This window comes from Streptomyces sp. NPDC001904 (assembly GCF_040297005.1).
GTDB lineage: Bacteria > Actinomycetota > Actinomycetes > Streptomycetales > Streptomycetaceae > Streptomyces.
In genome coordinates this window covers 146,415-171,079 of sequence record NZ_JBEOYI010000019.1, presented here as the reverse complement: position 1 = coordinate 171,079, position 24,665 = coordinate 146,415, and the positions used below count along the sequence as shown (strand labels likewise).

The 24,665-nt window shown below is 70.2% G+C and carries 25 protein-coding genes; 8 read left to right on the top strand and 17 right to left on the bottom strand.

What is annotated here, in order from left to right:
• Window positions 1-92 precede the first annotated feature (92 nt).
• Together ABT127_RS27380 and ABT127_RS27375 are read right to left on the bottom strand one after the other, a co-directional pair.
• A complete protein-coding gene (locus ABT127_RS27380) occupies window positions 93-1,232 on the bottom strand; it encodes an RNA polymerase sigma factor (RefSeq protein WP_351455293.1) in 1,140 nt (379 codons plus the stop codon).
• A 27-nt stretch (window positions 1,233-1,259) separates the two neighbouring features.
• Entirely contained in the window at window positions 1,260-1,667 is a 408-nt protein-coding gene (locus tag ABT127_RS27375; RefSeq protein WP_111665559.1) for a YciI family protein, read from the bottom strand.
• Between the two features lie 126 nt (window positions 1,668-1,793).
• Between ABT127_RS27375 and ABT127_RS27370 the strand changes: the two genes are divergently transcribed.
• Complete coding sequence (locus ABT127_RS27370; protein ID WP_351455246.1) at window positions 1,794-2,339, top strand: GNAT family N-acetyltransferase; 546 nt, start codon at window positions 1,794-1,796, stop codon at window positions 2,337-2,339.
• Here the strand turns inward: ABT127_RS27370 and ABT127_RS27365 are convergent.
• The gene (locus ABT127_RS27365; RefSeq protein WP_351455244.1) at window positions 2,336-2,938 is read right to left on the bottom strand and encodes an NADPH-dependent FMN reductase; all 603 of its coding nucleotides are present in this window, start codon (window positions 2,936-2,938) and stop codon (window positions 2,336-2,338) included. The genes ABT127_RS27370 and ABT127_RS27365 overlap by 4 nt on opposite strands.
• A gap of 26 nt (window positions 2,939-2,964) precedes the next feature.
• Window positions 2,965-4,446 (bottom strand): MFS transporter, encoded by a 1,482-nt coding sequence (locus ABT127_RS27360; RefSeq protein ID WP_351455241.1) that lies wholly within the window; start codon window positions 4,444-4,446, stop codon window positions 2,965-2,967.
• A 108-nt stretch (window positions 4,447-4,554) separates the two neighbouring features.
• Here ABT127_RS27360 and ABT127_RS27355 point away from each other — a divergent pair, with 108 nt between their 5' ends.
• Window positions 4,555-5,220 (top strand): TetR/AcrR family transcriptional regulator, encoded by a 666-nt coding sequence (locus ABT127_RS27355; protein ID WP_351455239.1) that lies wholly within the window; start codon window positions 4,555-4,557, stop codon window positions 5,218-5,220.
• Here ABT127_RS27355 and ABT127_RS27350 read toward each other — a convergent pair.
• From ABT127_RS27350 to ABT127_RS27325, 6 genes are all read right to left on the bottom strand, one after another.
• The gene (locus ABT127_RS27350; RefSeq protein WP_351455236.1) at window positions 5,217-6,737 is read right to left on the bottom strand and encodes a type IV secretory system conjugative DNA transfer family protein; all 1,521 of its coding nucleotides are present in this window, start codon (window positions 6,735-6,737) and stop codon (window positions 5,217-5,219) included. The two genes, ABT127_RS27355 and ABT127_RS27350, sit on opposite strands and share 4 nt — an antisense overlap.
• 2 nt (window positions 6,738-6,739) lie before the next feature.
• Window positions 6,740-8,155 (bottom strand): ATP-binding protein, encoded by a 1,416-nt coding sequence (locus ABT127_RS27345; RefSeq protein WP_351455234.1) that lies wholly within the window; start codon window positions 8,153-8,155, stop codon window positions 6,740-6,742.
• Window positions 8,156-8,172: 17 nt separating this feature from the next.
• The gene (locus tag ABT127_RS27340; RefSeq protein ID WP_351455231.1) at window positions 8,173-9,732 is read right to left on the bottom strand and encodes an SCO6880 family protein; all 1,560 of its coding nucleotides are present in this window, start codon (window positions 9,730-9,732) and stop codon (window positions 8,173-8,175) included.
• The gene (locus ABT127_RS27335; protein ID WP_351455229.1) at window positions 9,729-11,081 is read right to left on the bottom strand and encodes an energy-coupling factor transporter transmembrane component T family protein; all 1,353 of its coding nucleotides are present in this window, start codon (window positions 11,079-11,081) and stop codon (window positions 9,729-9,731) included. Before ABT127_RS27335 ends, ABT127_RS27340 begins: the two co-directional genes overlap by 4 nt.
• Window positions 11,071-11,889 (bottom strand): DUF8175 domain-containg protein, encoded by an 819-nt coding sequence (locus ABT127_RS27330; protein ID WP_351455290.1) that lies wholly within the window; start codon window positions 11,887-11,889, stop codon window positions 11,071-11,073. The genes ABT127_RS27335 and ABT127_RS27330 overlap by 11 nt, the downstream gene beginning before the upstream one ends.
• A gap of 214 nt (window positions 11,890-12,103) precedes the next feature.
• Complete coding sequence (locus ABT127_RS27325) at window positions 12,104-12,412, bottom strand: DUF8827 family protein (RefSeq protein ID WP_351455226.1); 309 nt, start codon at window positions 12,410-12,412, stop codon at window positions 12,104-12,106.
• Window positions 12,413-12,766: 354 nt separating this feature from the next.
• Between ABT127_RS27325 and ABT127_RS27320 the strand changes: the two genes are divergently transcribed.
• Both ABT127_RS27320 and ABT127_RS27315 read left to right on the top strand, forming a co-directional pair.
• Window positions 12,767-13,777: a C40 family peptidase gene (locus tag ABT127_RS27320; RefSeq protein ID WP_351455223.1), complete on the top strand. Its 1,011-nt coding sequence runs from the start codon at window positions 12,767-12,769 to the stop codon at window positions 13,775-13,777.
• Between the two features lie 194 nt (window positions 13,778-13,971).
• Window positions 13,972-14,694, top strand: a complete 723-nt coding sequence (locus ABT127_RS27315) for a phosphatase PAP2 family protein (protein ID WP_351455220.1) — start codon at window positions 13,972-13,974, stop codon at window positions 14,692-14,694.
• A gap of 86 nt (window positions 14,695-14,780) precedes the next feature.
• Here the strand turns inward: ABT127_RS27315 and ABT127_RS27310 are convergent, their stop codons facing one another.
• Window positions 14,781-16,394 (bottom strand): FAD-binding oxidoreductase, encoded by a 1,614-nt coding sequence (locus ABT127_RS27310; RefSeq protein ID WP_502971792.1) that lies wholly within the window; start codon window positions 16,392-16,394, stop codon window positions 14,781-14,783.
• Window positions 16,395-16,473: 79 nt separating this feature from the next.
• The gene (locus ABT127_RS27305; RefSeq protein WP_351455217.1) at window positions 16,474-16,638 is read right to left on the bottom strand and encodes a hypothetical protein; all 165 of its coding nucleotides are present in this window, start codon (window positions 16,636-16,638) and stop codon (window positions 16,474-16,476) included.
• Window positions 16,639-16,771: 133 nt separating this feature from the next.
• On the opposite strand from ABT127_RS27305, the gene ABT127_RS27300 reads away from it, so the two are divergent.
• Both ABT127_RS27300 and ABT127_RS27295 read left to right on the top strand, forming a co-directional pair.
• A complete protein-coding gene (locus ABT127_RS27300) occupies window positions 16,772-17,656 on the top strand; it encodes an SCO4651 family lipoprotein (protein ID WP_502971791.1) in 885 nt (294 codons plus the stop codon).
• A 140-nt stretch (window positions 17,657-17,796) separates the two neighbouring features.
• Window positions 17,797-17,982, top strand: coding sequence for a hypothetical protein (locus ABT127_RS27295; protein ID WP_351455214.1), 186 nt, complete (start codon window positions 17,797-17,799; stop codon window positions 17,980-17,982).
• A gap of 82 nt (window positions 17,983-18,064) precedes the next feature.
• Here ABT127_RS27295 and ABT127_RS27290 read toward each other — a convergent pair whose 3' ends face one another.
• Complete coding sequence (locus ABT127_RS27290; protein WP_111665498.1) at window positions 18,065-18,409, bottom strand: metal-sensitive transcriptional regulator; 345 nt, start codon at window positions 18,407-18,409, stop codon at window positions 18,065-18,067.
• A 181-nt stretch (window positions 18,410-18,590) separates the two neighbouring features.
• Between ABT127_RS27290 and ABT127_RS27285 the strand changes: the two genes are divergently transcribed.
• Window positions 18,591-19,211, top strand: a complete 621-nt coding sequence (locus ABT127_RS27285; protein WP_111665497.1) for a DUF47 domain-containing protein — start codon at window positions 18,591-18,593, stop codon at window positions 19,209-19,211.
• Window positions 19,212-19,220: 9 nt separating this feature from the next.
• Window positions 19,221-20,219: an inorganic phosphate transporter gene (locus ABT127_RS27280; RefSeq protein WP_018527889.1), complete on the top strand. Its 999-nt coding sequence runs from the start codon at window positions 19,221-19,223 to the stop codon at window positions 20,217-20,219.
• 213 nt (window positions 20,220-20,432) lie between these two features.
• On the opposite strand, the gene pstB is transcribed toward ABT127_RS27280, so the two are convergent.
• The 4 genes from pstB to pstS form a co-directional block, all read right to left on the bottom strand.
• Entirely contained in the window at window positions 20,433-21,209 is a 777-nt protein-coding gene (gene pstB / locus ABT127_RS27275) for a phosphate ABC transporter ATP-binding protein PstB (protein ID WP_351455209.1), read from the bottom strand.
• A 46-nt stretch (window positions 21,210-21,255) separates the two neighbouring features.
• On the bottom strand, window positions 21,256-22,320 hold the full coding sequence (gene pstA / locus ABT127_RS27270) for a phosphate ABC transporter permease PstA (protein ID WP_351455206.1): 1,065 nt from the start codon (window positions 22,318-22,320) through the stop codon (window positions 21,256-21,258).
• Window positions 22,317-23,324 (bottom strand): phosphate ABC transporter permease subunit PstC, encoded by a 1,008-nt coding sequence (pstC, locus tag ABT127_RS27265; protein WP_351455203.1) that lies wholly within the window; start codon window positions 23,322-23,324, stop codon window positions 22,317-22,319. The genes pstA and pstC overlap by 4 nt, the downstream gene beginning before the upstream one ends.
• A gap of 113 nt (window positions 23,325-23,437) precedes the next feature.
• The gene (gene pstS / locus ABT127_RS27260; protein ID WP_351455201.1) at window positions 23,438-24,574 is read right to left on the bottom strand and encodes a phosphate ABC transporter substrate-binding protein PstS; all 1,137 of its coding nucleotides are present in this window, start codon (window positions 24,572-24,574) and stop codon (window positions 23,438-23,440) included.
• Window positions 24,575-24,665: the final 91 nt, after the last annotated feature.

Genomic DNA, 24,665 nt, shown 5'->3' with positions numbered 1-24,665 from the left:
GTACTGCAGGGGGGACCCTGTGGGAGAGTAGGACGCCGCCGAACAAATTTTGAGAAAAGCCCGGACCGGGAACGGTCCGGGCTTTTCTGCGTTTACGGGGCGGAATTCAGGCGGGCCGCCTGGCGGGTCAGGTGATTGCGTTCGGGCAGCGTCGGGGCTTGTTGCGCGGCCTTCGCGTAGAGGCGGGCCGCTGTGGTGAGGTCGCCGGCGCGCTCATGGAAGTAGGCCGCCACCGCTGTGTGGCGGGGCACGGAATCGTCCAGCTCCGCCAGCGCGGCCAGACCCGCGTGCGGGCCGTCGGCCTCGCCCAGCGCCACCGCGCGGTTGAGGCGGACGACCGGGCTGTCGGTGAGCGCGGCGAGTTCGTCGTACCACTCGACGATCTGGACCCAGTCCGTCTCCTCGGCCGTGAGGGCGTCCGCGTGGAGGGCCGCGATGGCCGCCTGGGCCTGGAATTCGCCGAGGCGGTCACGGGCCAGAGCCTCCTGGAGGATGCCGATGCCCTCCGCGATCATCGACGTGTCCCAGCAGGTGCGGTCCTGGTCCGCCAGCGGGACCAGACTGCCGTCGGCCGTGGTGCGGGCCGGGCGCCGGGCGTGGTGGAGCAGCATCAGGGCCAGCAGGCCCGCCACCTCGGGGTGGTCGATCGCGGACGCCAGCTGCCGGGTGAGGCGGATGGACTCGGCGGCGAGGTCGATGTCGCCGGAGTAGCCCTCGTTGAAGACCAGGTACAGCGTGCGCAGAACCGTCGCCACGTCGCCCGGCCTGTCGAAGCGGGCCGCGGAGACCGTGCGTTTCGCGCGGCTGATGCGTTGCGCCATCGTCGCCTCCGGGACCAGGTAGGCCCGGGCGATCTGACGGGTCGTGAGGCCGCCCACCGCGCGCAGGGTGAGCGCCACCGCCGACGACGGCGTGAGCGAGGGGTGCGCGCAGAGGAAGTAGAGCTGGAGCGTGTCGTCGGTGGTGGGGGACGGGCCCGGGAGCGGTTCCTCGTCCACGCGGTCCTCGCGGCGGCGCCGCGAGGCGTCCGCCCGGGTCGCGTCGACGAAGCGGCGCCAGGCCACGGTGATCAGCCAGCCCCGGGGGTCCCGGGGCGGTTCGGTGGGCCAGGAGCGGACCGCCTCCACCAGGGCGTCCTGCACCGCGTCCTCGGCCGCCGCGAAATCTGCTCCGCGGCGGACGAGGACGGCCAGGACGCCCGGTGTGAGGCTGCGCAGCCGGGCCTCGTCCAGTGCGTCGGGAGAGGGCATGGGATACGGCTACTCCGTGATGGTGGGCGGGGCGTGCAGGAACGGGCGGAGCTCCAGCCACTCGTGGATCGGCTCGCCGCCCGCGCCCGGCGCCGCCGACAGCTCCCCGGCCAGCTCGACCGCACGCTCGTACGTGTCGACGTCGATGACCATCCAGCCGGCGATGAGGTCCTTGGTCTCGGCGAACGGGCCGTCGGTGACGGGCGGGCGGCCCTCACCGTCGTAGCGGACCCAGGTGCCCTCCGGGGCGAGGGCCTGGCCGTCGACGAACTCGCCGGACTTCTCCAGACGGGCCGCGAAGTCCTGCATGTACTGGATGTGGGCCGTGACCTCCTCGGGCGTCCACTGGTCCATGGGCGCGCAGTTCACGGGTTCCGGGGCGCCTCGGTAGTGCTTCAGCAGCAGATACTTGGCCATGACGGTCTCCTTGGTGCCGGTGCGGTTCGCTTGCGTTCATAGCAGGGACGGAGCCGGGCGCGGGTTCTCGACATCGGCGCGGAAATTCTTTTTTCCGGTGGTGTCCGGCGACTCTAGAGTGCCGCCATGGACTTCGTGGTGCGAGCGGTGCGGGCTGACGAATGGGCGGCCGTGAAGGAACTGCGGCTTGAGGCGCTGCGGGACGAGGTGGCGCCGATCGCGTTCCTGGAGACGTACGAGACGGCGCTCGGGAGGCCGGACTCGTTCTGGCGCGACCGGGCGGCCGGGGCCTCGCACGGCGGGGCGGCGCGGCAGTTCGTGGCCGTCGACGAGAGCGGGCGGTGGCTGGGGACCGCGGTCGCGCTGGTCGAGGAGGCCGGGACCGAGGACTTCTTCGGGCACACCGTCGAGGAGCGGCAGGCGCAGATCGTGGGCGTCTACGTGCGTCCCGAGGCCCGGGGTGGCCGGGTCACCTCCGAGCTGTTCTCGGCGGCGTGCGCGTGGGCGTACTCGCTGGAGGGGCTCGGCCGGGTGCGGCTCCACTTCCACCAGGACAACGCGCGGGCCGAGGGCTTCTACCGGAAGTTCGGCTTCGTGCGCACCGGAAGGGCCGTCCCCCACCCGGACGACCCTTCCGAGGTCGAGTACGAGATGGTGCTCGACAGGCCCTAGCGGTACGGGCGTTCGGCGCGGGCCGTCCGCAGGGCGTGGGCCCACCAGTCGAGCTGGTCGAGCAGCACCTTCGCCGCGCCGGGCGCGCCCTCGGGGTCGTGGGCCGGGCCGTCCGGGGCGAAGTGGTCGGGGGTCACCTTGTGGAAGCTGACGCTGTCGCGGACCGTGACGCAGTGCAACTCGGCGAAGACCAGGCGGAGTTGTTCGACGGCACGCAGGCCGCCGGCGACGCCTCCGTACGAGACGAAGCCGACGGGCTTGGCCCGCCACTCCGTGTGGTGGAGGTCGATCAGGTGCTTCAGGTGGGCCGGGAAGCTGTGGTTGTACTCGGGGGTGATGACCATGTAGGCGTCGGCGTGCTGGATGCGGGCGGCCAGTTCGGCCTGTTCCGGGGTGCGTTCGTGGGACCAGGACGGGTGGACCTCCGGGAGGTTCAGGGTTGCCACGTCGATGACGTCGAAGTGGGTGGTGGGGGCGTGTTCGGTGGCCTGGGACGTGAACCAGTCGGCCACCGTGGGGGCGATGCGGCCCTCTCGGAGTGAGCCGATGATCACGGCTACGCGGAGCTGGGGTTGGGGCTGGGGCTCTGGGGCGGTCATTTCTCTGTCTCCCTGGGATCGGGTTTCTACGGGGTTGTCGTGGGGGTTGCTTCAGTAGTGCTCTGGGCCGAGGGCTGTGCCCATTCGTTCCGGCGGGCGGAACGCCTCCCCACAGCCGAGGGGCGGGAGAGCAGGAGGTGGGTGGTCAGGGCCAGGGCTGTTATGAGCGCTGTCACCGTCCACAGCGCCGTGTGCCAGGCCCTGGTGAGTTCTGCGGTGAGGAGCAGGGCGCCGAAGACGGTCAGGGTCAGGGCGCCGGTGGCGCCGCGGACGGTGTTGAGGAAGCCGGAGGCCATGCCGACCTCGGACGGGAGGACCAGCGACATGGCCTGGGCGTCGACGATGCCGATGGACAGGCCCTGACCGGCGCCGATCGTCAACAGCGGGCCGGCCAGGGCGGGTACAGGGATGCCGGGGTGGAGCGTGGTCAGCCAGGCGTTGCCCGCCGCGATCAGCAGCAGGGACAGCACCAGCAGACGGCGGGCCGGGACGCCGCGGTTGACCAGGCGGGCGCCGAGCGGGGGCAGCACCAGGATCGGGACCGTCATCAGCAGCAGGGTCAGGCCGGCGGCGCGGGCCGACGTGCCGTTCACACCCTGGAGGTACGTCGGCAGGAAGGCCAGCACACCCGTGGTGCCCGCGCCGAGCGCGAAGGAGCCGACGGCCCAGCCGGCGAAGGCCGGATTCCGGGCCAGCCGCAGATCCAGGATCGGGCGGCCCCGGCCGGAGCGGGCCAGTCCCTGTTCGACCCGTACGAAAGTGGTCAGCAGGGCCGTGGCGGCCGCCGCGGGGAGCAGTGTCCACGGTGAGTTCCAGCCCGCCTTCGAACCCTGGGTGACGGCGAACAGGGCCAGGGCGAAGCCCGCGATGAACGTGGCCGCGCCCGCCCGGTCGACCCGCGGCCGCTCCTCGGCGCGGGACTCGCCCAGCAGGCGGGTGCCGGTGAGGATGACGGCGCCCACGGCCGCGTACGACAGGAACGTGGCGCGCCAGCCGAGGGCGTCCACCAGCCAGCCCGAGAAGGTCGGGCCGAGGGCGAGGCCGAGGCCCGCCGTGGTGCCCAGCGAGGCGAAGACGCGGGTGCGGGCCGGGCCCGTGAAGGTCGCCGCGAGGAGTGAGCCGCCGCTCGCCATCACCCCGGCCGCGCCGATGCCGGACAGGATCCGGGCCGCGTCCAGGAGCAGGACGTGCGGGGCGGCGGCCGAGGCGAGGGTGCCCGCCGTGTAGAGCGCGGCGCCCGCCGTGAGGATCCGGCGGCGGCCGTACAGGTCGCCGAGCGAGCCGGCGACGAGCATGCACGCGGATGCGGCGAGGAAGTAGCCGACGACGACCCATTGCAGTGCCGCGCCGGAGGCGTCCAGGGCGGTGCCGATGCGCGGGAGTGCCACCGTCGTGCCGGACATCGCCATCGGGAGGGTGAGCATGCCGAGGAGGACGACGAGGAGGGTCGGGACGGGGCGGCCGTCGTCGGATGTGCGGACCGCCCGGGGCTGGGGTTCGGTTGCCATGACCGTAAAGTACAACCGTGGTTGTAGTTACTGCAACGGTCGTTGTACTTAGGTCGCTGGGCCCAGGCCGGATACGGCCTAGGGTGGAGGTGAGCGGAGGAGCGGAGCATGGCGGAACAGGCGGCAGGAGTGCGCAGGGGCACGCTCGAGAAGCGGCGGGCACTGCTGCGCGGTGCCCGCACCGTGTTCGGGCGCGAGGGGTACTCGCGTGCGGGCATCGACGAGATCGCCGCCGAGGCCGGGGTCTCCACGCGCACCCTCTACAACCACTTCGGCGGCAAGGAGAACCTCTTCCGCGAGACGCTGCTGGACAGCGCCGCGGCCGTCACCGCCGCCCATGTCGCCCTGATCGAAAGGCACTTGAACAAGGTCACGGACATCGAGGCGGACCTGCACGCCCTCGCGCGGGAGTGGATGGGGCGGCGCGGTGAGCACGCCGACCACATGCTGCTCGTCCGGCAGGTCATCGTGGAGGGGCCGCATCTGCCCGGCGACGTCGTCGAGGAGTGGCAGCGGACCGGGCCGGTCGCCGTGCGGGAGGCGGTGCGGGCCGCGTTCGAGCGGCTGGGCGAGGAGGGGCTGCTGGCCGTGGACGGGAGCAACTCCGCCGAGGCCGCGCGGTACTTCACCCTGCTGATCGCCGGGTCCGTCACCGTGGACACGTTCTTCGGGGCCGTGCCGATGGACAGCGCCGAGATCGGTGAACGGGTCGAGAGCGGGGTGCGGGTCTTCCTGCGGCTCTTCGCCGTCGCCGAGGACGTCGACAGGTCCTAGGGCAGCGGGAGCGGGAGGTCGGCGTCCGGCCAGCGGGTGCGGCCCTGTTCGCGGGACCGGAGCAGGGCCAGGGTCTCCAGGCCCCGGTCCGCTCCGGTGGCCAGCAGCTCCGGCAGCTGGGGAAGCGGAGCCACTGCGGCGACGTCGTCCAGGACGAGCGTCATTGGTGGGTCGAGCCGGCCGGCAGGTGACCGTTCGGCCATGCGGCGGCCGTGCTCGACCACGCTTGAGGCGAGGGCCGTCAGCAAGGGCATCGCTCCGGGATTTCCCTTGGGGTCCTCGATGGGTTCACCCACCACATAGAGCGTGCCCCCTTCGGCGATGAAGGAATCCAGCGTCAGCGCATCAGTTCGGTTCGGGGTGCAGGCGTCGCGGATGTGCACGGTGAAGAGGGAGGACAGCGCGCGGGCCGTCAACTCCTGTGCCATGTCACGGCGTTCGGGGTGGGCGGTGAGCGCCGCTTCCAGCTCGCCCGCCGTGCCCGAGACGGCTTTCGGGTTGGTCCGCAGGATGCGTACGGCTTCCTGGACCTGGCTGCCCTGGGCCCAGCGGTGGACGTGGCGGAACGGTTTGCCCTCGATCGCCGCCGCGTGCAGATAGCTGCGCAGCAGGGTGTCGGCCGTTTCGGCCAGGGCCGAGTCGAGTTTGGCCGTCGGTCTTATCGGGGCGAGCAGGGCGATGGCGCGGTCCGCTGCCGTCGCGCGGTTCTCGCAGCCCGCCGACGGGTTCCAGTGCAGGCGGGCCGGGGTGTCGCACAGGTGGGTGGGGTCGTAGAGGAGGACCGGGCCGAGTTTGGCGCGGGCGTCCTTCGTCTCCTGCCAGACCGTGGGGGCCGAGGTGATGACCAGGGCCGGGCCCGCTGCCTCCCGTACGGCTTCGATGGCCAGGGGGTGGCGGTGGGACGGGGGGCCCAGGTGGAGGGGGGTTCGGGGGGACGGGAGGGGGGCCGTCAGAGGGGATTCCGGAGCTGCCGGGGCTGCCGGGGCTGCCGGAATTGCCGGGGTGGCCAGGATGGTTGGTGCGGGTGCGGGTGCGGGTGCGGGGGTGGGGGTGGCTGGGGTTTTGGGGGTCGCCCCCTCGGGGGTCAGGGGTTCGTCGTCGGGTGCGCGCTCGTCGGTGTGCTCGCGCAGTTCCCCGCGCCCCTTTCGGGGCGCCTCGCGCTCCCGGCGGCGGACCGCTCGCCACCGGGCCAGGGTGCCCGCGGCGAAGACCGTCAGGACCAGGAGGATCATCACCTGGCCGATGAACAGGCCCCAGAACAGGCCGTAGCCCGAGAGCTGGGCGCCGGGGGTGTTCGGCCAGGCGCCCGTGATGTCGTGCGGCTGCCCGATCAAGTGGCGCATCGCCAGCGGGGTGTGGGCGAACGTCACGTCGTCCGGCCACGCCCCCTTCGCGAAGAGGCCCGCGAGGCCCGTCGCCGTCCACACCAGGATCGTCATGCCGAGCAGAAACGCCAGTACGCCGATCAGCAGGCCGTCGGGGACGCCCCGCTCCCGCTCTCTGTCGTCGCGCGCCATCGTCACGCCACCGTGGACTCGGAGGTGTCGCCGAGGCGCTGTTCCACGAACGCCGCCGCCCGTTCCTCCGCCTCCAGTTCGGCGGCGCGCATGGCGTCGTCGCCCAGGAAGTCGTCGGAGGACTCGGTCATGGCGCGGTCCGTGAAGACCAGGGGGCGTTCGGTCTCGGTGACCAGGTGTTTGACCACCTGGACATTGCCGTTGACGTCCCAGACCGCGATGCCCGGGGTGAGGGTGGGGATGATCTCCACCGCCCAGCGTGGCAGGCCGAGGACCCGGCCCGTCGAACGCGCCTCGTCCGCTTTCTGCGCGTAGATCGTTCTGGTCGAGGCCATCTTCAGGATCGCCGCCGCCTCCTTCGCCGCCGCGCCGTCGACCACATCCGACAAGTGGTGGACGACCGCCACGAAGGACAGGCCGAGCCGGCGGCCGAACTTCAGCAGGCGCTGGAAGAGCTGCGCCACGAACGGGCTGTTGATGATGTGCCACGCCTCTTCCACCAGGAAGATGCGCTTCTTGCGGTCGGGGCGGATCCAGGTGTGCTCCAGCCAGACGCCGACGATCGCCATGAGGATCGGCATCGCGATGGAGTTGCGGTCGATGTGGGACAGGTCGAAGACGATGAGGGGGGCGTCGAGGTCGATGCCGACCGTCGTCGGGCCGTCGAACATGCCCCGCAGGTCACCGTCGACCAGCCGGTCCAGGACCAGCGCGACGTCCAGGCCCCAGGCGCGTACGTCGTCTATGGCGACGTTCATCGCCTCCGCCGACTCCGGTTCCGGGTGGCGCAGCTGCTCGACGATGTCGGTCAGGACGGGCTGGCGCTCGACGATCGTCTCGTTGACGTAGGCGTGCGCGACCTTCAGGGCGAAGCCGGAGCGCTCGTCCAGGCCGTGACCCATCGCGACCTCGATGATCGTGCGGAGCAGCGCCAGCTGGCCCGTCGTCGTGATCGCGGGGTCGAGCGGGTTGAGGCGGATGCCCATGTCGAGGGCCGCCGTCGGGTCGAGCCGGATGGGAGTTATCCCCAGCTCCTGCGCGATCAGGTTCCATTCGCCGACGCCGTCCTCGCCCTGCGCGTCGAGGACCACGACCTGGCGGTCGCGGAACCTCAGCTGCCGCAGGACGTAGGTCTTCTCCAGCGCCGACTTGCCGTTCCCGGACTCGCCCAGGACCAGCCAGTGCGGGGCCGGGAGCTGCTGTCCGTACAGCTGGAACGGGTCGTAGATGTATCCCTTGCCGGAGTACACCTCACGCCCGATGATCACGCCCGAGTCGCCGAGTCCGGGCGCGGCCGTCGGCAGATAGACCGCCTGGGCCTGCCCCGTCGACGTCCGCACGGGCAGCCGGGTCGTCTCCACCTTCCCGAACAGGAAGGAGGTGAAGGCGTCCGTGAGCATCGACAACGGATCCCGCATCAGCGCGCTCTCCCTCTCTAGCGTCGGATGCCGGTGGCGAACGGCAAGGTGTTCACGAACGCCCGGTGGTGCTCGCGGTCGCACCACTCCAGCTTCAGGTACGACTTGCCGGCCGAGGCGCGGATGGTGCGCTTGTCGCGGGCGAGGGCATCGGGGTTGCGGGAGGAGACCGTGATGTAGCCGACGAGGTTGACGCCCGCGGCGCCGCTCGCCAGGTCCTCGCCGCGCTGGTCGAGACGGCCGTGGGCGGCGATGTCGCGCGGGTCGACGGTCCGGTTCATCTTGGCGGCGCGGGACGCCTCCGCGTCGTCGTTCGTCTTCTCGGTCAGCATCCGCTCGATGGCGACCTCGGTGGGTTCGAGGTCCATGGTGACGGCGACGGTGCGGATGACGTCCGGGGTGTGGACGAGGAGCGGTGCCAGGAAGTTGACGCCGACCGGCGTCATCGGCCACTCCTTCACCCAGGCCGTGGCGTGGCACCACGGTGCCCGCGTCGACGACTCGCGCGTCTTCGCCTGGAGGTAGGTGGGCTCCATCGCGTCCAGCTCGGCGGGCCAGGTGTTGCGCTTCGTCATCGCCTGGATGTGGTCGATGGGGTGGTCCGGGTCGTACATGGAGTGCACGAGCGAGGCGAGCCGGCCCTGGCCCAGCGGCTGGCGTACGCGGATGTCGGCTTCCTGGAGGCGGGAGCAGATGTCGGTCAGCTCGCGCGCCATGACGACGGCGAGTCCCGCGTCCCGGTCGACCTTGCGGCCGGACTTGGGGCGTGAGGCGCGCGCCATCGCGTTGGCCTCGGCGGCCAGCTCGCGCGTGTAGTGCATGCAGGCCACCAGGTACGCGCGGTGCTGCTCGCTGCTGGTCGACACCATGGACTGGAGCTGGTCGTACGACTCCTGGAGCCAGCCCAGCGAACGCTCGTCGCCGCGGATGGCGACGTCCTTGGCGTGCGCGTCGGGGTCGGCGGGCAGGGTGCGGGCGAGCATCTGGAGGCGGGTGACGAAGCCGTCGCCGTTCGCCACGTGCTTGAGCAGGGTGCCGAAGCGGTCGACGAGGGCTTCCTGGTCCTCGGAGTCGCGCAGGCCGACGCCCGGGCCCTCGATCTCGATCGCGGCCGTCACCGTGCGCCGGTCGGCGTGCAGCAGGACGGCGATCTCGTCGGGTCCGAACGGCGCCGCGAGCCAGGTCAGCCGGCCGATGCCGGGCGGGGGCCCGATCTCGACCTCCCGGCCGTCGAGCCGGACGCCGGCCTCGGTGGCCCCCGAGCGGTAGGCGGAGCCGCGCTTCAGCTGCCGCTTGTAGCTGCGGTTGATCTCGAACCACTTGTAGAAGGTGCGGTGCCGGTACGGGACGTAGACCGCTGCCAGGGCGAGCAGCGGGAAGCCCATGAGCAGCACGATGCGCAGGGACAGAACGGGGACGAGCAGTCCGCACATCATGCCGAGGAAGGCACCCGCGATGATCAGGAAGAGTTCTCCCGACTCGCGGTTCCTGCCGACGATCGCGTTCGGCCGCGCGCGGCCGATCAGATATGTACGGCGGGGCGTGACCGGAGGGGACACGTGGGACTGGGTCGTCAACGCCCTGCACCTCCTTGCCGATTGCCGTTGTTACTGGTGGAGCCGGTCGTGCCGGTGTTGCTCCCGCGGTTGCCGGCGTGCGGGGTGTTCGTGGGACTCGTGCGCGGCGGGGGTGCGGCGGAGGGGACAGTTCCGCCGCCGCCCCCTGCCGCGCCCTGCCGCGTACTGTGCGCGGCCACCCCGCCGGACACGGGGTTGGCGGGACGGGCCTGGCCGGCGCCGCCCCCGCCGCCGCCGTCCTGACGGGCGCTGTGGGTCTTGATGCCCTGGGAGACGAGGGCGGCGGGCGAGGTGAACGCGGCGGCCGCCTTGCCCTCCGCGCCCTGCATGATCCGGTTCTTGCGGACGTTGGCCATCTCGTCGCCGAAGCCGGGGACGAAGCGGTAGATCATGCCGCTGGCGAAGATGGCGAGCAGGATGATGGCGAGGCCGGAGACCACCGCCGCGAGCGAGTCCGGGCCGCCGGCGGTGGTGGACAGCGCTCCGGCCAGGCCGAGCACGATCACGATGACCGGTTTCACCAGGATGACGGCGACCATGATCCCGACCCAGCGGCGGACGTGGCCCCACAGGTTCTTGTCGACGAGTCCCGAGTACACGACGACGCCGAGCAGCGCGCCCACGTAGAGCAGGACCGCGCGCAGGTACAGCTCCAGGTAGAGCACGCCCGCCGCGACGATGGAGACCAGCGACACCACGATCAGCATGATCGGGCCGCCGCCGATGTCGTTGCCCTTCTTCAGCGCCTCGGAGAACGTGCCGAAGAACGCGTCCGTCTGATTGCCCGTCGCCTTCGCCAGCACGTCCGTCACGCCGTCCGTCGCGGAGACGACCGTGTAGAGGATCAGCGGGGTGAACGCGGAGGCCAGCACCGTCAGCCAGAGGAAGCCGACGGCCTCCGACAGCGCCGTGCTCAGGGGGACACCGCGCACGGCGCGCTTGGCCACGGCCATCAGCCACAGGACGAGGGTCAGGATGGTCGAGGCGGCGAACACGACGGCGTACTGCTGGAGGAACTTCTCGTTGGTGAAGTCGACCTGTGCCGTCTTCTGCACGGCTTCGCTGAGCTTGTCGACGGTCCAGGCGGCGGCGTCGGCGCAGCCCTTGGCGAGGCTGGAGAGGGGGTCCAGGGGGTTGGTGGTGTTGTCGGGCATGGCGGGACTGCCCCCGCCGCCTCCGCTGCCGCCTCGCTCGCAGTAGTTCTTGGCGGGGCCTCGGATGAGGTCGCAGGGGTCGTTGCCGGGGTCCGGTGCGGCGACGGCATGCGTCGCCAGCAGGACTGCCCCGGTCTGGACGGCGGTGACCGCTCCGGCGAGCGTGAGGGTGCGGCGGCGGCTGCTAGCGGGCATAGGTGAACCCTCCGTACTCCTCCACGGCCTTGGCCATGTCGTCGGCCGTGGAGGCCCGCTGGTCGCGGCCCACGGGGACGGGGCCGTCCTTCTGCGTGAAGTCCTCGACCTTCCAGTCGTCGTTCACCCAGTGCAGCTTGTAGCTGTTGGTGTACCAGCTTTCGGAGACCGGATTCGTGGTGCTCTCACCGGCCAGGCCGAACAGGGACGAGTACCAGATCGAGACGGTCGCCGTCGTGTCCTGATAGGCGGTGGTCTTGGTGCCCACGGGGATGATGCGCGAGACGAACGTCGTGCCGGCGGGTGCCGACCCGTCCTTGTTGAGGCCGATGCCGGTCAGGAAGCGCTCGCTGGAGTAGACCTTGTCGAGATCGGCGCGGCGGGCGTTGGCGGCCGACGAGGTGTAGACGGCGTCGACGATCCGGTCCCGCTTGGCCTTGTCGAACATGTCGGCGGAGCCGAGCTGCACCGCATAATTCGCCGCGGCCGACTGCGCCCCCTGCTGGTCATGGGCGAAGCCCGAACCCACCGGCTTCGTGCCGGTCGGGGACGTGGGGGAGGAGCCCGCGCCGGAGGCGGTGCTGCCCTTGGAGCCCGAGGACGTGTCGTCGTCGCCGCCCCGGTTCGCGAACGCGATGGCCGCGATGAGCAGCACCACGACACCCACCACGGTGACCAGCGACCGGGACGACGAACGGCCCGGTCTGCGCCCGCCCCCGTACCCGTCGGGCCCCTCCGGGAGCCGCGTGCGGGTCTGGCCGGTGCCGCCGTAGAGGTCGTCGTCCCCTTGCCGGCCGTCGAGACTCATTCCGGGCACGCCCCCTCAACCTTGTGCTGAACCGCCGCATACGCCGACGCCACGTACGACGGTAGCTGTGCTGGTTCCCGCGCGGGCGGGGTGTGGTGACTCGGCATCAGGGGGACGCAACCTCAGTCGGTGGGCACGACGGGACAAGTGGGACAGGGGTGAAGAAGAGGTAACCGAACACGGCCGGCCCGAAACTGATGGTGCGTGAGCCGGGCTAGACGGCCATGCCGTAGACGATCGTGAAGAGGGTGCCGAGCGACCCGATGATGAAGACCCCGGTCAGCCCGGCGATGATCAGGCCCTTGCCCTGCTCCGCGCTGAAGGTGTCGCGCAGTGCCGTCGCCCCGATCCGTTGTTTGGCCGCGCCCCAGATCGCGATCCCGAGGCACAGGAGGATGGCCACGGCCATCACCACCTCGACCATCACGCGTGCCTCGTTGCCCAGGGTCCCGAACGGGCCCCAGTCGGGGGCGATCCCGCCGATGATGGTCGTGATGTCGCCTTTTTCGGCTGCCAGCAGCATGTGTAACTCACCGCCCCAAGTGGGTAGTTCTGTCGCCTCCGCCGCAGCGCAGAGGTCACGCCCATTGTTCCTCAGAACCGCGCCCGTGCCTGCCGACTTGGCGCCATTCGTTGGCCGAGTTTCTGCGTTTTTCCGCGTTTCCGTGGTGTACGGGAGGCCGGTGGGACGGATCCGTATACGAAGAAACGTACGGTCACTCTATGTATCACGAGTGATTACGTGGAGCAATGAACGTGCGGGCCGGACGGGGGCGGGGCGTGACGCACCAGCGGTTCGCGGCGGCCGGTACGGGGGAGGCTTCCCCGCCTACACTGTGGCCTCGGTGGACTCCCGTGCGGCGAAGGGCGGTTGACGGTGCGTAAGGCGTGGATCGTCGCGGGTGCGGGGGTCGCCGGAGGGACCGGGTTCGTGACCCTGCTCGTCGTGGGGACCTACATGGTGGCCGGAAACCTCACGAACGGGGTCGGGCAGGGCGCCGTCGGGCTCGCCAAGGGCGCCGTGCCGGCCGCCTACCAGTCACTGGTCCAGAAGTGGGGCAATCTCTGTCCCGCCATCAATCCGGCGCTGCTCGCGGCCCAGCTCTACCAGGAGAGCGGGTTCAACCCGAACGCCAAGTCGCCGGCGAAGGCCTACGGCATCGCGCAGTTCATCGAGGGCACGTGGGCGTCCCACGGGGTCGACGGGGACGGCGACGGGGACAAGGACATCTGGGACCCGAACGACGCCATCCCGTCCGCCGCCTCGTACGACTGCAAGTTGGCCTCGTACGTGAAGGACGTGCCCGGGGACGCGACCAAGAACATGCTCGCGTCGTACAACGCGGGCGCGTACGCCGTCATCAAGTACAAGGGCGTGCCGCCCTACCGCGAGACCCAGAACTACGTGAAGACCATCACGACCCTGGAGCAGAGCTTCGCGCGGCCCGTCGGGCGGGTGCAGCCCTCGCAGCAGGCCGCGGCCGCCATCACGTACGCGCAGAAGAAGCTCGGCACGGAGTACCTGTGGGGCGGGAACGGGACGGCGGACCAGGGCGGGCGGTTCGACTGCTCGGGGCTGACCCTGGCCGCGTACTCCAGTGTGGGGATCCGGCTGCCGCGTGTCGCCAACGACCAGTACAACGCGGGACCGCACCCCAAGCGCAGCGAGCTGCTCCCCGGTGACCTGGTCTTCTTCTCCGACGACCTCACCAACAGCCGCGCCATCCGGCACGTCGGGATCTACGTCGGGGGCGGGTACATGATCGACGCGCCGCGGACGGGCGCCGTGATCCGGTTCGATCCGGTCGACACGCCTGATTACTTCGGTGCGACACGGGTAACGGAGGATGGCGCGAAAGCGGTGCCCAGTGCGTCGCCGGAAGTGTGACGTGGCCGGAACTCTCCGTTAATCCCAGGCTCTGAGCTGCGGGTTCGTGTCTCTCTTCGATAACGTCTGCGTGATCATTCGGTGGAACGTGGAACGTAGTGAGTGAGGCTGTGCGTTCCTCTTCCTGAACCGAATGAAGTCCACGGGGGTGGCCGACACGGGTAGCACGCAGATGATGAAGGGGCCGCTGAGCTATGGCTGGACTCGAGGCACTCGCAGCACTCGAGACTTCCGGGTCGAACCCTGACGTCACGCTGCTCTACGACATCAACGGCCTGGCCGCGGACGCGCCCGGCTGGTTCGACCGCACGATGGAGTTCGTCGGCGAGTACGGGATTCTGCTCGGGCTCGTCCTCGTCGTCCTCTGGACCTGGTGGGGAGCGCGCAAGCGGGACACGCTCGACGACGCCGCCTCCTCGGTCGCCGCCGTCGTGTGGGCGCCGCTGGCCGCCGCCGTCGCCGTGCTGGTGAACGTGCCGATCCGCGGGTTCGTCGAGCGGCCGCGGCCGTTCAAGGACCATGACGGGCTCACCGTCCTCGTGGACGGCAAGACCGACTTCTCGTTCGTCAGCGACCACGCCACGCTGGCCATGGCCATGGGCGCGGCCCTCTTCGTCGCCCACCGCAGACTCGGCCTCGCCGCGATCGGGCTGGCCGTTCTGGAAGGGTTCTGCCGGGTCTTCATGGGCGTGCACTACCCGACCGACGTCGTCGGCGGGTTCGCCCTCGGTACGGCTGTGGCGCTGCTGCTCTCGCCGCTGGCCTCCGCCCTGATCACGCCGCTCGCCCGGGCCGTCGGGCGGGTCGGGCGGCTGTCCTGGCTGGTCTGGTCGCCGGGGGCCGCGCCGGCCGCCGTGGAGATTCCTGAGGCCCGGGGGGCCTCCGGGGGGTCAGAGGAGCGGGATCTCGCCGCTTAGGGGGGCGTTGCGTCGCCGGGTGGCGGCCGGTGGGGCTTCTCGCGCAGTTCCCCGCGCCCCTTACGGGGCGCCACTGCCGCAGCGCTTCAAAGCGACTGCGGGAACGTGAAGAAGTTCTCGGGGTCGTACTGCTTCTTCAGCTTCGTCAGGCGGGTGGCCGCGTCGCCGTAGTAGGCCTTCTTCCAGTCGGTCAGCGTCGGGTCCGTGTAGTTCTGGTACGCCGCGCCGGACGCGTACGGGCGCATCGCGGTGTGCGTCTTTTTCAGCCAGTCGCGGGCGCTCGTGCCGGACGTGCCCGCGCGCCAGCTCACGATGTACTGCGCGAGCATCCGCGAGCGGCGGTGGACGAACGCCGTGGCCGTCGGGTCCACCCGGTTGACCGCGCCGCCGAGCGCCGTGAGGGCGACGGAACCCGCGCCCGACGAGACCGACGACAGCTGACGCAGGAGCGTGCGCACGCCCGCGTCCGACAGGTTCCGGTCGAAGAAGTCCGAGTGTGCCGCGTAGGTCTCGCGCTGGAGTGCGCCCTGCGCGGAGCGGCCGGGGGTGGCGCCCGGCAGATGGCACTGGGCGTCGGCGGTGAAGCCGGAGCAGCCCGCGTAGATCTCCATGGCCTCCTCGTAGGAGTGGCGCTTGAGGGAGACCGAGGAGGCCGGGCCCGGGCCGCCGGAGCCGTCGGCGAGGCGGTCCACCGCGTTCTGCAGTTCGGTGTACGTGCCCAGTGAGAACACGGAGACGGAGACGGTGGGGGTGCCTCCCGCCGCGTTCGCCACGTGCAGGGACGACCAGATCTCGTCCGGCTGGGCGGGGCCCCACTTCTGCCACGCCTTGAGCACCGTGGCCGCCTTCGACCAGGGCCAGGACATGTACGCGGAGACGCCCTGCGGGGCCGGGTGGGTCTTGAAGCGGAGCTCGGTGACGACGCCGAACTGGCCGTTGCCCGCGCCGCGCAGCGCCCAGAACAAGTCTTTGTTGGTGCGGGAGTCGGCGGTCAGCTCCTTGCCGTCCGCCGTGATCAGGGTGGCGCCGGTGAGGCTGTCGCAGGTCAGGCCGTAGGCCCGGGAGACGACGCCGTGGCCGCCGCCGAGCGTCAGGCCCGAGACGCCGACCGTGGGGCAGGAGCCCGCCGGGATCGTGACGCCCTTGGCCGCCAGTGCCCGGTAGACGTCGATGAGTTTCGCGCCGGCGCCGATCACCGCCTCGCCGCCCGAGGCGCGGACGGACTTCATGCGGGACACGTCGAGGATCAGCCGTCCGTTGCCCGAGGACCAGCCCGCGTACGAGTGCCCGCCGTTGCGTATCGCCACCGGGACCTTGTGTGCGCGGGCGTACGCCAGCGTCGTACGGAGGTCGTCGGGGCCCGCGACATAGGCGACCGCCGTCGGTTTCAGGTCGTCGAAGCGGGTGTTGTACAGCTGGTGCGCCGCCGCCCAACGGGCCTGGCCGGGGCGGACCAGGGAGCCGTCGAGGTCCTTCGCCAGCGCGTCCAGGTTCGCCGCGGCGGTGGCCCGGGCCGAGGCGCTGGTGGAGCGCAGGGGAGACAGGGAGGACGGGGAGGACGGGGACGAGGATCTCGACGCCGCCGACGAGGATGCCGCCGGGGAATCGCCGGCCGGCGACGAGCAGGCCGAGACCGTCGTCGTGAGCGCGGCCGCCGACGCCGCCATGAACGTACGCCGTTCTATGCCCGTGCTGCCCATGTCCGTTCCGCCTCCCGTAGCCCCCGGGGTACGAGACGAGAACTGGGAGCCGTGGGTTCCCTGTACCCCGCGGGGCCCGTCAGGCGGCGTCGACGTGTTCCTGTGCGTCCGTACGGGCCCTGCTGCGGGCCCTTCTGGCCGGACCGCGCCAGCCGCACGTGCAGCGGGCGAGACAGAATCTGCCCTGTTCCGCGACCGTCGTGGCGTGGTCCGTCTGCTGCTGGTCCTGCTGTCGCCCGTCCACGGCGCCACGGTAGCGGGGTTGTGTGAACCCTTCTGTAAACCCCCCGTTCGCGTGACGGGTGACCCTACTCGTCGTTAACCGGAACGACAGAGGGGCCGCACGACCCACGGACAGGCTTGGGGGTAGGCAAGCGATGGTGGTGCAGCAGGACGGGAGTTCGGCGGGCTCGGCGGGCCCGATGGGATCGCCGCGGTCGGCACGCAGAACGGCGGCGGTCGCCGTCGCCCTGGCGGGCGTCGTGGCGGGTGCGGCCGGGTGCGGTGGCGGCGCCCGCGCGGGGGACCGCGAGAGCGACCCGGTCAAGGCCGTGCGGGACGCCCCGGACCGGCTGGTCCGTGAGGGCAGTTCGCGGGCGCGGACGTCGATGCAGATGGCCAGCGGCGGCACCCGGGTCACCATCCGGGGCGAGGGCGTGTACGACTACCGGGCCGGGCTCGGGCAGCTCCAGGTGCGGCTGCCGCAGGACGCGGCCGGGGCCCAGGAGCACCGGCCCATCACCGAACTCCTCGTGCCCGGCGCCCTCTACATGAAGAACCGGGGCGCGGGCGTGCCCGCCGACAAGTGGGTCCGCCTCGACACCGCGTCCCTCAACGACGGCAATCTGGTCACCGGCGGTGCCACCGATCCGCTCACCGCCGCCGAACTCCTGCGCGGCGCGCGGGACGTGACGTACGCGGGAGAGGCCGATGTCGCCGGGGTGCCGACCCGGCACTACAAGGGGCGCATCGATCTCGCCGCCGCGGCGAAGGCCGCGTCCGCGGGGAACCGTAAGGCGCTGGCGGCCGCGGTGAAAGGGTTCGGCAGTTCGCCGGTGCCCTTCGACGTGTATCTGGACGACGAGGGACTGATCCGGAAGATCACGCACCGCTTCAGCTTCGCGGAGCAGCAGGCGGCCGGGGAGCCGAAGAAGGACGTGGACGTCGCCTCGACGACGCTGCTCTACGAGTTCGGCAGGCCGGCGAAGGTCGAGCTTCCGGACAAGAAGGACATCTTCGCGGGGAAGGTCGCCGAGCGGTAGTGCGCCCGGTGGGTGCCCGCGGGGTCCGCCCGGGGGCCCTCCGGGGGAGCGGAAATGGTTCTTCCGTGCCATGCGCCGGGCGTGTGCGGCTGCCTACTCTAGGAAGCCGACTCCATGAGTCGGCAACCGCGGAAGGGGTGATGGACGTGGCTCCGGTGGGCGGTACGGCTGTTCAGGACTATGTCGCCCTCGCCGAGATCGAGCTCTGCGGAGAGCTGATCATCGCGGCCTCCGCCGTCTCCGAGGGACGGCTCAGCGCGGACCGGATCGACGAGGTGCTGCGGGTCGCTGAGGCGTTGCCCGAAAGCCCGGGCGACCTGCACTGACGCGGGCGACGGCCTTTTCGGGCCGTCGCCCGTTCCGCGTGCTCGGGTGCTCGGGTGCTCGGGTGCTCGGGTGCTCGGGTGCTCAGGTGCGCAGCAGTCGCGCGATCGCCTTCGTGGCCTCTTCGACCTTGGCGTCGATCTCGTCGCCGCCCTTGAGTGCGGCGTCCGCCACACAGTGGCGCAGATGCTCCTCCAGGAGCTGGAGCGCGAACGACTGCAGGGCCTTCGTGGAGGCCGAGACCTGGGTGAGTATGTCGATGCAGTAGACGTCCTCGTCCACCATGCGCTGCAGTCCGCGGATCTGGCCCTCGATCCGGCGCAGGCGCTTGAGGTGCTCGGCCTTCTGGTGGTGGTAGCCGTGGATGCCGCGGTCGTGGTCGGTCACGATCTCGGCCGTGGGCTCTGCTTCGGTGGCGTCCGTGGTCATCGTGTCCGACCTCCCGTTGTCATGCTCGTATACCCCCGGTGGGTATAGGGTAACCGATTTGCCGCACCCCGTGCTGATCACTGTGCCTGATGGGCGACACTGGGGGAACGCCGGTTAGCCGTGGCCGGATGATGCGCCTAGCATCAGCCTGACCCAATCCAGAGCACCCCGAGGACCCCACGTGCGCTTTCGTCTGACCCCCAGGGAGACGAGCTTCTACGACATGTTCGCCGCATCCGCGGACAACATCGTCACGGGCTCGAAGCTCCTGATGGAACTGCTCGGTGCGGACTCCTCCGCCCGGGCCGAGATCGCGGAGCGGATGCGGGCAGCCGAACACGCCGGTGACGACGCCACCCACGCGATCTTCCACCAGCTGAACTCCTCGTTCATCACACCCTTCGACCGCGAGGACATCTACAACCTCGCGTCGTCCCTCGACGACATCATGGACTTCATGGAGGAGGCCGTCGACCTCGTCGTCCTCTACCAGGTCGAGGAACTGCCCAAGGGTGTCGAGCAGCAGATCGAGGTCCTGGCGCGGGCGGCCGAGCTGACCGCCGAGGCCATGCCCAATCTGCGGACGATGGACAACCTCACCGAGTACTGGATCGAGGTCAACCGTCTGGAGAACCAGGCCGACCAGATCCACCGCAAGCTTCTGGCCACGCTCTTCAACGGCAAGTACGACGCCATCGAGGTGCTGAAGCTGAAGCAGATCGTGGATGTGCTGGAGGAAGCCGCCGACGCGTTCGAGCATGTCGCCAACACGGTGGAGACCATCGCCGTGAAGGAGTCCTGAGGCCGGCTCATGGACACCTTCTCCCTGATCGTGACGATCGGCGTCGCGCTCGGATTCACGTACACGAACGGCTTTCACGACTCCGCGAACGCCATCGCCACTTCCGTATCCACCCGTGCCCTGACGCCCCGTGCGGCGCTCGCCATGGCCGCTGTGATGAACCTCGCCGGTGCCTTCCTCGGCAGCGGTGTCGCCAAGACGGTGAGTGAGGGGATCATCGCGACCCCCGAGGGCGACAAGGGCATGGGCATTCTGTTCGCCGCCCTCGCCGGTGCCATCGTGTGGAACCTCATCACCTGGTACTTCGGGCTTCCCTCCTCGTCCTCGCACGCCCTGTTCGGTGGAATGGTGGGTGCCGCCCTCGCGGGCGGGACCACCGTCTACTGGTCCGGGGTGTGGGAGAAGATCGTCATCCCGATGTTCACGTCGCCGGTGATCGGTCTCGTCGTCGGTTACCTGGTGATGACGGCCATCATGTGGCTCTTCCGGCGGTCCAACCCGCACAAGGCCAAGCGCGGCTTCCGGATCGCGCAGACCGTCTCCGCGGCCGGCATGGCGCTCGGCCACGGCCTCCAGGACGCGCAGAAGACCATGGGCATCGTGGTCATGGCGCTGGTCATCGGCGGCCACGAGACGTTCGAGGACCCGATTCCGGTCTGGGTCAAGATCGTCTGTGCCGTGATGCTGTCGCTCGGCACCTACGCGGGCGGCTGGCGCATCATGCGGACCCTCGGCCGCAAGATCATCGAGCTGGACCCGCCGCAGGGGTTCGCCGCCGAGACGACCGGCGCCTCGATCATGTTCGGCTCGGCGTTCCTGTTCCACGCGCCGATCTCGACGACGCACGTCATCACCTCGGCGATCATGGGTGTCGGGGCCACGAAGCGGGTGAACGCCGTGCGGTGGGGTGTCGCCAAGAACATCGTCATCGGGTGGTTCATCACGATGCCGGCCGCCGCCCTGGTCGCTGCCGCTTCTTACGGGATCGTCTGGCTGGCCTTCGGCTAAGCCCCGGCGGGGTCTGCGCCCAGCCAGAAAAAGCCGCGGACGCGTCTGCTCGGTGCACGAGCGGGTGCGTCCGCGGCTTTCGTCGTTGCTGGTCGCGCAGTTCCCCGCGCCGCCAAGATCGAAGACCCGCCCCCTTTCGGGGGCGGGTCTTCTCTCTTTCCTCGTGGCGGCACCGCCATGCAGCGCCACGAGGGGATCGGGGGAGGGGCGGGATCAGCCGAAGCGGCCCGAGATGTAGTCCTCGGTGGCCTGGACCGACGGGTTGGAGAAGATGCGCTCCGTCTCGTCGATCTCGATGAGCTTGCCGGGCTGACCCACGGCGGCGAGGTTGAAGAACGCGGTGCGGTCCGAGACGCGGGCCGCCTGCTGCATGTTGTGCGTCACGATGACGATCGTGAAGCGCTCCTTCAGCTCGCCGATCAGGTCCTCGATGGCGAGGGTGGAGATCGGGTCGAGGGCCGAGCAGGGCTCGTCCATGAGCAGGACCTGGGGCTCGACCGCGATCGCGCGGGCGATGCAGAGGCGCTGCTGCTGGCCGCCGGAGAGGCCCGAGCCGGGCTTGTTCAGGCGGTCCTTGACCTCGTTCCAGAGGTTGGCGCCCTTCAGCGACTTCTCGACGACCTCGGCGAGCTCCGCCTTCTTGTACGTGCCGTTGAGCTTCAGGCCCGCCGCCACGTTGTCGAAGATCGACATCGTCGGGAAGGGGTTGGGGCGCTGGAAGACCATGCCGACCGTGCGGCGCACGGCGACCGGGTCGACCGTGGAGGCGTACAGGTCCTCGTCGTCCAGCAGGACCTTGCCCTCGACGCGGCCGCCGGGGGTGACCTCGTGCATCCGGTTGAGGGTGCGCAGGAACGTCGACTTGCCGCAGCCGGAGGGGCCGATGAAGGCCGTCACCGAGCGGGGCTCGACGGTCATGGAGATGTCTTCGATCGCCTTGTGGGATCCGTAGTAGGCGGTCAGACCGCTTACGTCTATTCGCTTGGCCATGGGATTACTTCGCTTCCGAGAGTTCGAGTCGCTGAATACAGCCGCGTCAGCGGCCCGTCTTCGGGGCCTTCCAGCGGGCGATGCCGCGGGCCACGAGGTTGAGGATCATGATGAAGGCGATCAGTACGAGGGCCGCGGCCCAGGCACGGTCGTACGCGGCCTGGCTGCCGCCGCTCTTGGCGTACTGGTCGTAGATGTAGAGCGGCAGGGACGCCTGCGGTCCGTCGAAGGGGTTCGCGTTGATCAGCGGGTTGCCGAAGACCAGGAGGAGGACCGGGGCGGTCTCGCCGGCGATGCGGGCGATGGCCAGCATGACGCCGGTGGTGATGCCGCCGATCGACGTCGGCAGGACGACCTTGAGGATCGTGCGCCACTTCGGCACGCCGAGGGCGAGGGAGGCCTCGCGCAGCTCGTTCGGGACGAGCTTGAGCATCTCCTCGGTGGAGCGGACCACGACCGGGATCATCAGGATGGACAGGGCCATCGAGCCGGCGAAGCCGGAGTAGCCGAAGCCGAGGATGAGGATCCAGAAGGACAGGATGAACAGGCCCGCCACGATGGAGGGGATGCCCGTCATGACGTCGACGAAGAACGTGACGGCCTTCGCGAGCTTGCCGCGGCCGTACTCCACCAGGTAGATCGCCGTCAGCAGGCCGACCGGGACCGAGATCAGGGTGGCGAGGCCGACCTGCTCCAGGGTGCCGAGGAGGGCGTGGTAGATGCCGCCGCCGGGCTGGTAGCTGGTGACGAAGCCCATCGAGTGGGTCAGGAAGTACGGGTCGAGCACCTTCACGCCGCGCTTGACCGTCTCGTAGACGAGCGAGGCGAGCGGGATCACGGCCAGGATGAACGACACCCAGATGATGCTGGTCGCGACCCGGTCCTTGGCCTGGCGCCGGCCCTCGACCTTCGTGGCGATGGCGTAGGTGCCGAGGACGAAGACCAGGGCGGCGAGCAGGCCCCACTGGACGCGGCTGGACAGACCGGCGCCGAGTCCGATCGCGCAGCCGACGGCGACCGAGCCGACGGCCGCCACCCACGGGAACCAGCGGGGCAGCCGGGCGGCGCTGAGCGAGCCGGGGCGCTTCACGAGAGGGGTGGTGGTGCTCATGCGTTGGCCCCCGAGTACTCCTTGCGGCGGGCGATGATCATGCGGGCCGCGCCGTTCACGATCAGCGTGATGACGAAGAGGACGAGACCGGAGGCGATGAGGGCGTCACGGCCCTGGTCGTTGGCCTCGGCGAACTTCGCGGCGATGTTCTGCGCGAAGGTGCCGCCGCCCGGGTCGAGCAGGCTGGCGTGGATCAGGAAGTCTGGGGAGAGGACCGTGGCGACGGCCATCGTCTCGCCGAGCGCGCGGCCGAGGCCGAGCATCGAGGCCGAGATCACGCCGGACCGGCCGAAGGGGATCACCGACATGCGGATGACCTCCCAGCGGGTGGCGCCGAGCGCGAGGGCCGCCTCCTGGTGCATCAGGGGGGCCTGCTTGAAGACCTCGCGGGAGACGTTCGTGATGATCGGCAGGATCATGATCGCCAGCAGGATGCCGACGGTGAGCAGGGTGCGCGGGGCGCCGCCCTCCCAGGCGAAGATGCCGGTCCAGCCGAAGTAGTCGTCGAGCCAGCCGAACAGGCCCTCCATGTGCGGCACCAGGAAGAGGGCGCCCCACAGGCCGTAGACGATCGAGGGCACGGCGGCCAGCAGGTCGATCACGTAGGCGATGGAGCCGCTCAGCCGCTTCGGCGCGTAGTGCGTCAGGAAGAGCGCGATGCCAACGGCGACCGGGACCGCGATCAGCATGGCCACGATCGAGGTGACGACGGTGCCGAAGGCCAGCACGGCTATGCCGAAGACGGGCGGCTCGGCCGTCGCGTTCCATTCGAACGTGGTGAGGAAGTTGCCGTTGTTGTCGGGGAGGACGAGAGCGGCACGGTAGGTCAGGAAGACCGCGATGGCGGCCATGACCACCAGGAGCAGGATGCCCGCGCCGCGGGAGAGGCCGAGGAAGATCCGGTCTCCGGGGCGGGTGGCGCCGCGGGCGGCGCGCTTGGCCTGGCCGGTGGTGGGGCGGTCGGTGGGCGCCGGTGGCGCGGGTGGTTGCGTGGTGATGTCCATGGGGTTCTCCGGTCTGCGAAGTCCCGGACCCGATGAGGAGGTCACGGAGCTTCTGGCGGCGGTGCACCGGACGGTGCGGGCCGCTCACCCGGGTGAGCGGCCCGCACGCGGGGTCAGCTGATGCTCGCGACGGTCTCGCGGACCTTCGCGTTGATCTCGGCCGGGATCGGGGCGTAGCCCAGCTCGGCCAGGGCGCCCTGGCCCTGCTCGCTGGCCATGTAGGTCAGGAAGGACTTGGTGGCGGCGAGGGTGTCCGACTTGTTGCCCTTGTCGCAGACGATCTCGTAGGTGACGAGGGTGATCGGGTAGGCGCCGTCGGCCTTGGTGGCGTAGTTCAGCTCCAGGGCGAGGTCCTTGCCCGTGCCCACGACCTTGGCGTCGGCGATCGCCTTGGAGGCGTTCTCCGTGGTGGCCTTGACCGGGGCGGAGGCGCCGGTGTCGATGTCGACCGTCTTCAGACCGTCCTTGGCGTAGGACAGCTCGACGTAGGTGATCGAACCGGAGGTCTGCTTGACCTGCTGGGCGAGGCCGGAGGAGCCCTGCGCGGACTGGCCGCCCTTGGCCTGCCAGGCCTTGCCGCCCTCATACTTCCAGTCGCTCGCGGCCGTGGCCTTGAGGTACTTGGTGAAGTTGTCCGTGGTGCCGGACTCGTCCGAGCGGTGGAACGCCTGGATCTTGGTGGAGGGGAGCTTGGCGTCGGGGTTCAGCTTCTTGATCGCCGCGTCGTCCCACTTGGTGATCTTCGAGTCGAAGATCTTGGCGAGGGTCGGGCCGTCCAGGACGAGGCTGTCGACGCCGTCCAGGTTGTACGCGACGGCGATCGGGCCGCCGACCATCGGCAGGTCGATGCCCTGGCCGCCCTTGCAGACCTTCTTGGAGGCGGTGACCTCTTCCGGCTTGAGCGCCGAGTCGGAGCCGGCGAAGGCGACCTGGCCCTGGTTGAAGGCGGTCACACCGGCGCCGGAGCCCTCGGGCTTGTAGTTGATCTGCACGCCCGAGCAGGCCTGGGAGAACGTCTGGCGCCACGCGTCGATCGCATTCGCCTGGGCCGACGAGCCGTTGCCGAGAAGCTGGCCCTTGGCGTCCTTGCACTCGATGTTCTTGGCGCTGCCGGACGTGCTGGCGCTGCTGTTGCTGCTGCCGCCGGAGTTCGTGTCGTCCGAGCCGCACGCCGTGAGGGCCAGGGCGCCGGAGACGGCGAGAGCGCCGAGAGAGAGGGCGCGGAGCCGGTTCTTGCGCTGAAGCTTCACCTTCGGATGTTCCTTCCAGGAGCCGCCGGCCGGGGTGTCTGGCACTGCGGCGGCGTGCGAAAGTCTGCGGAATGTCAGTCGAGCGGCGAGC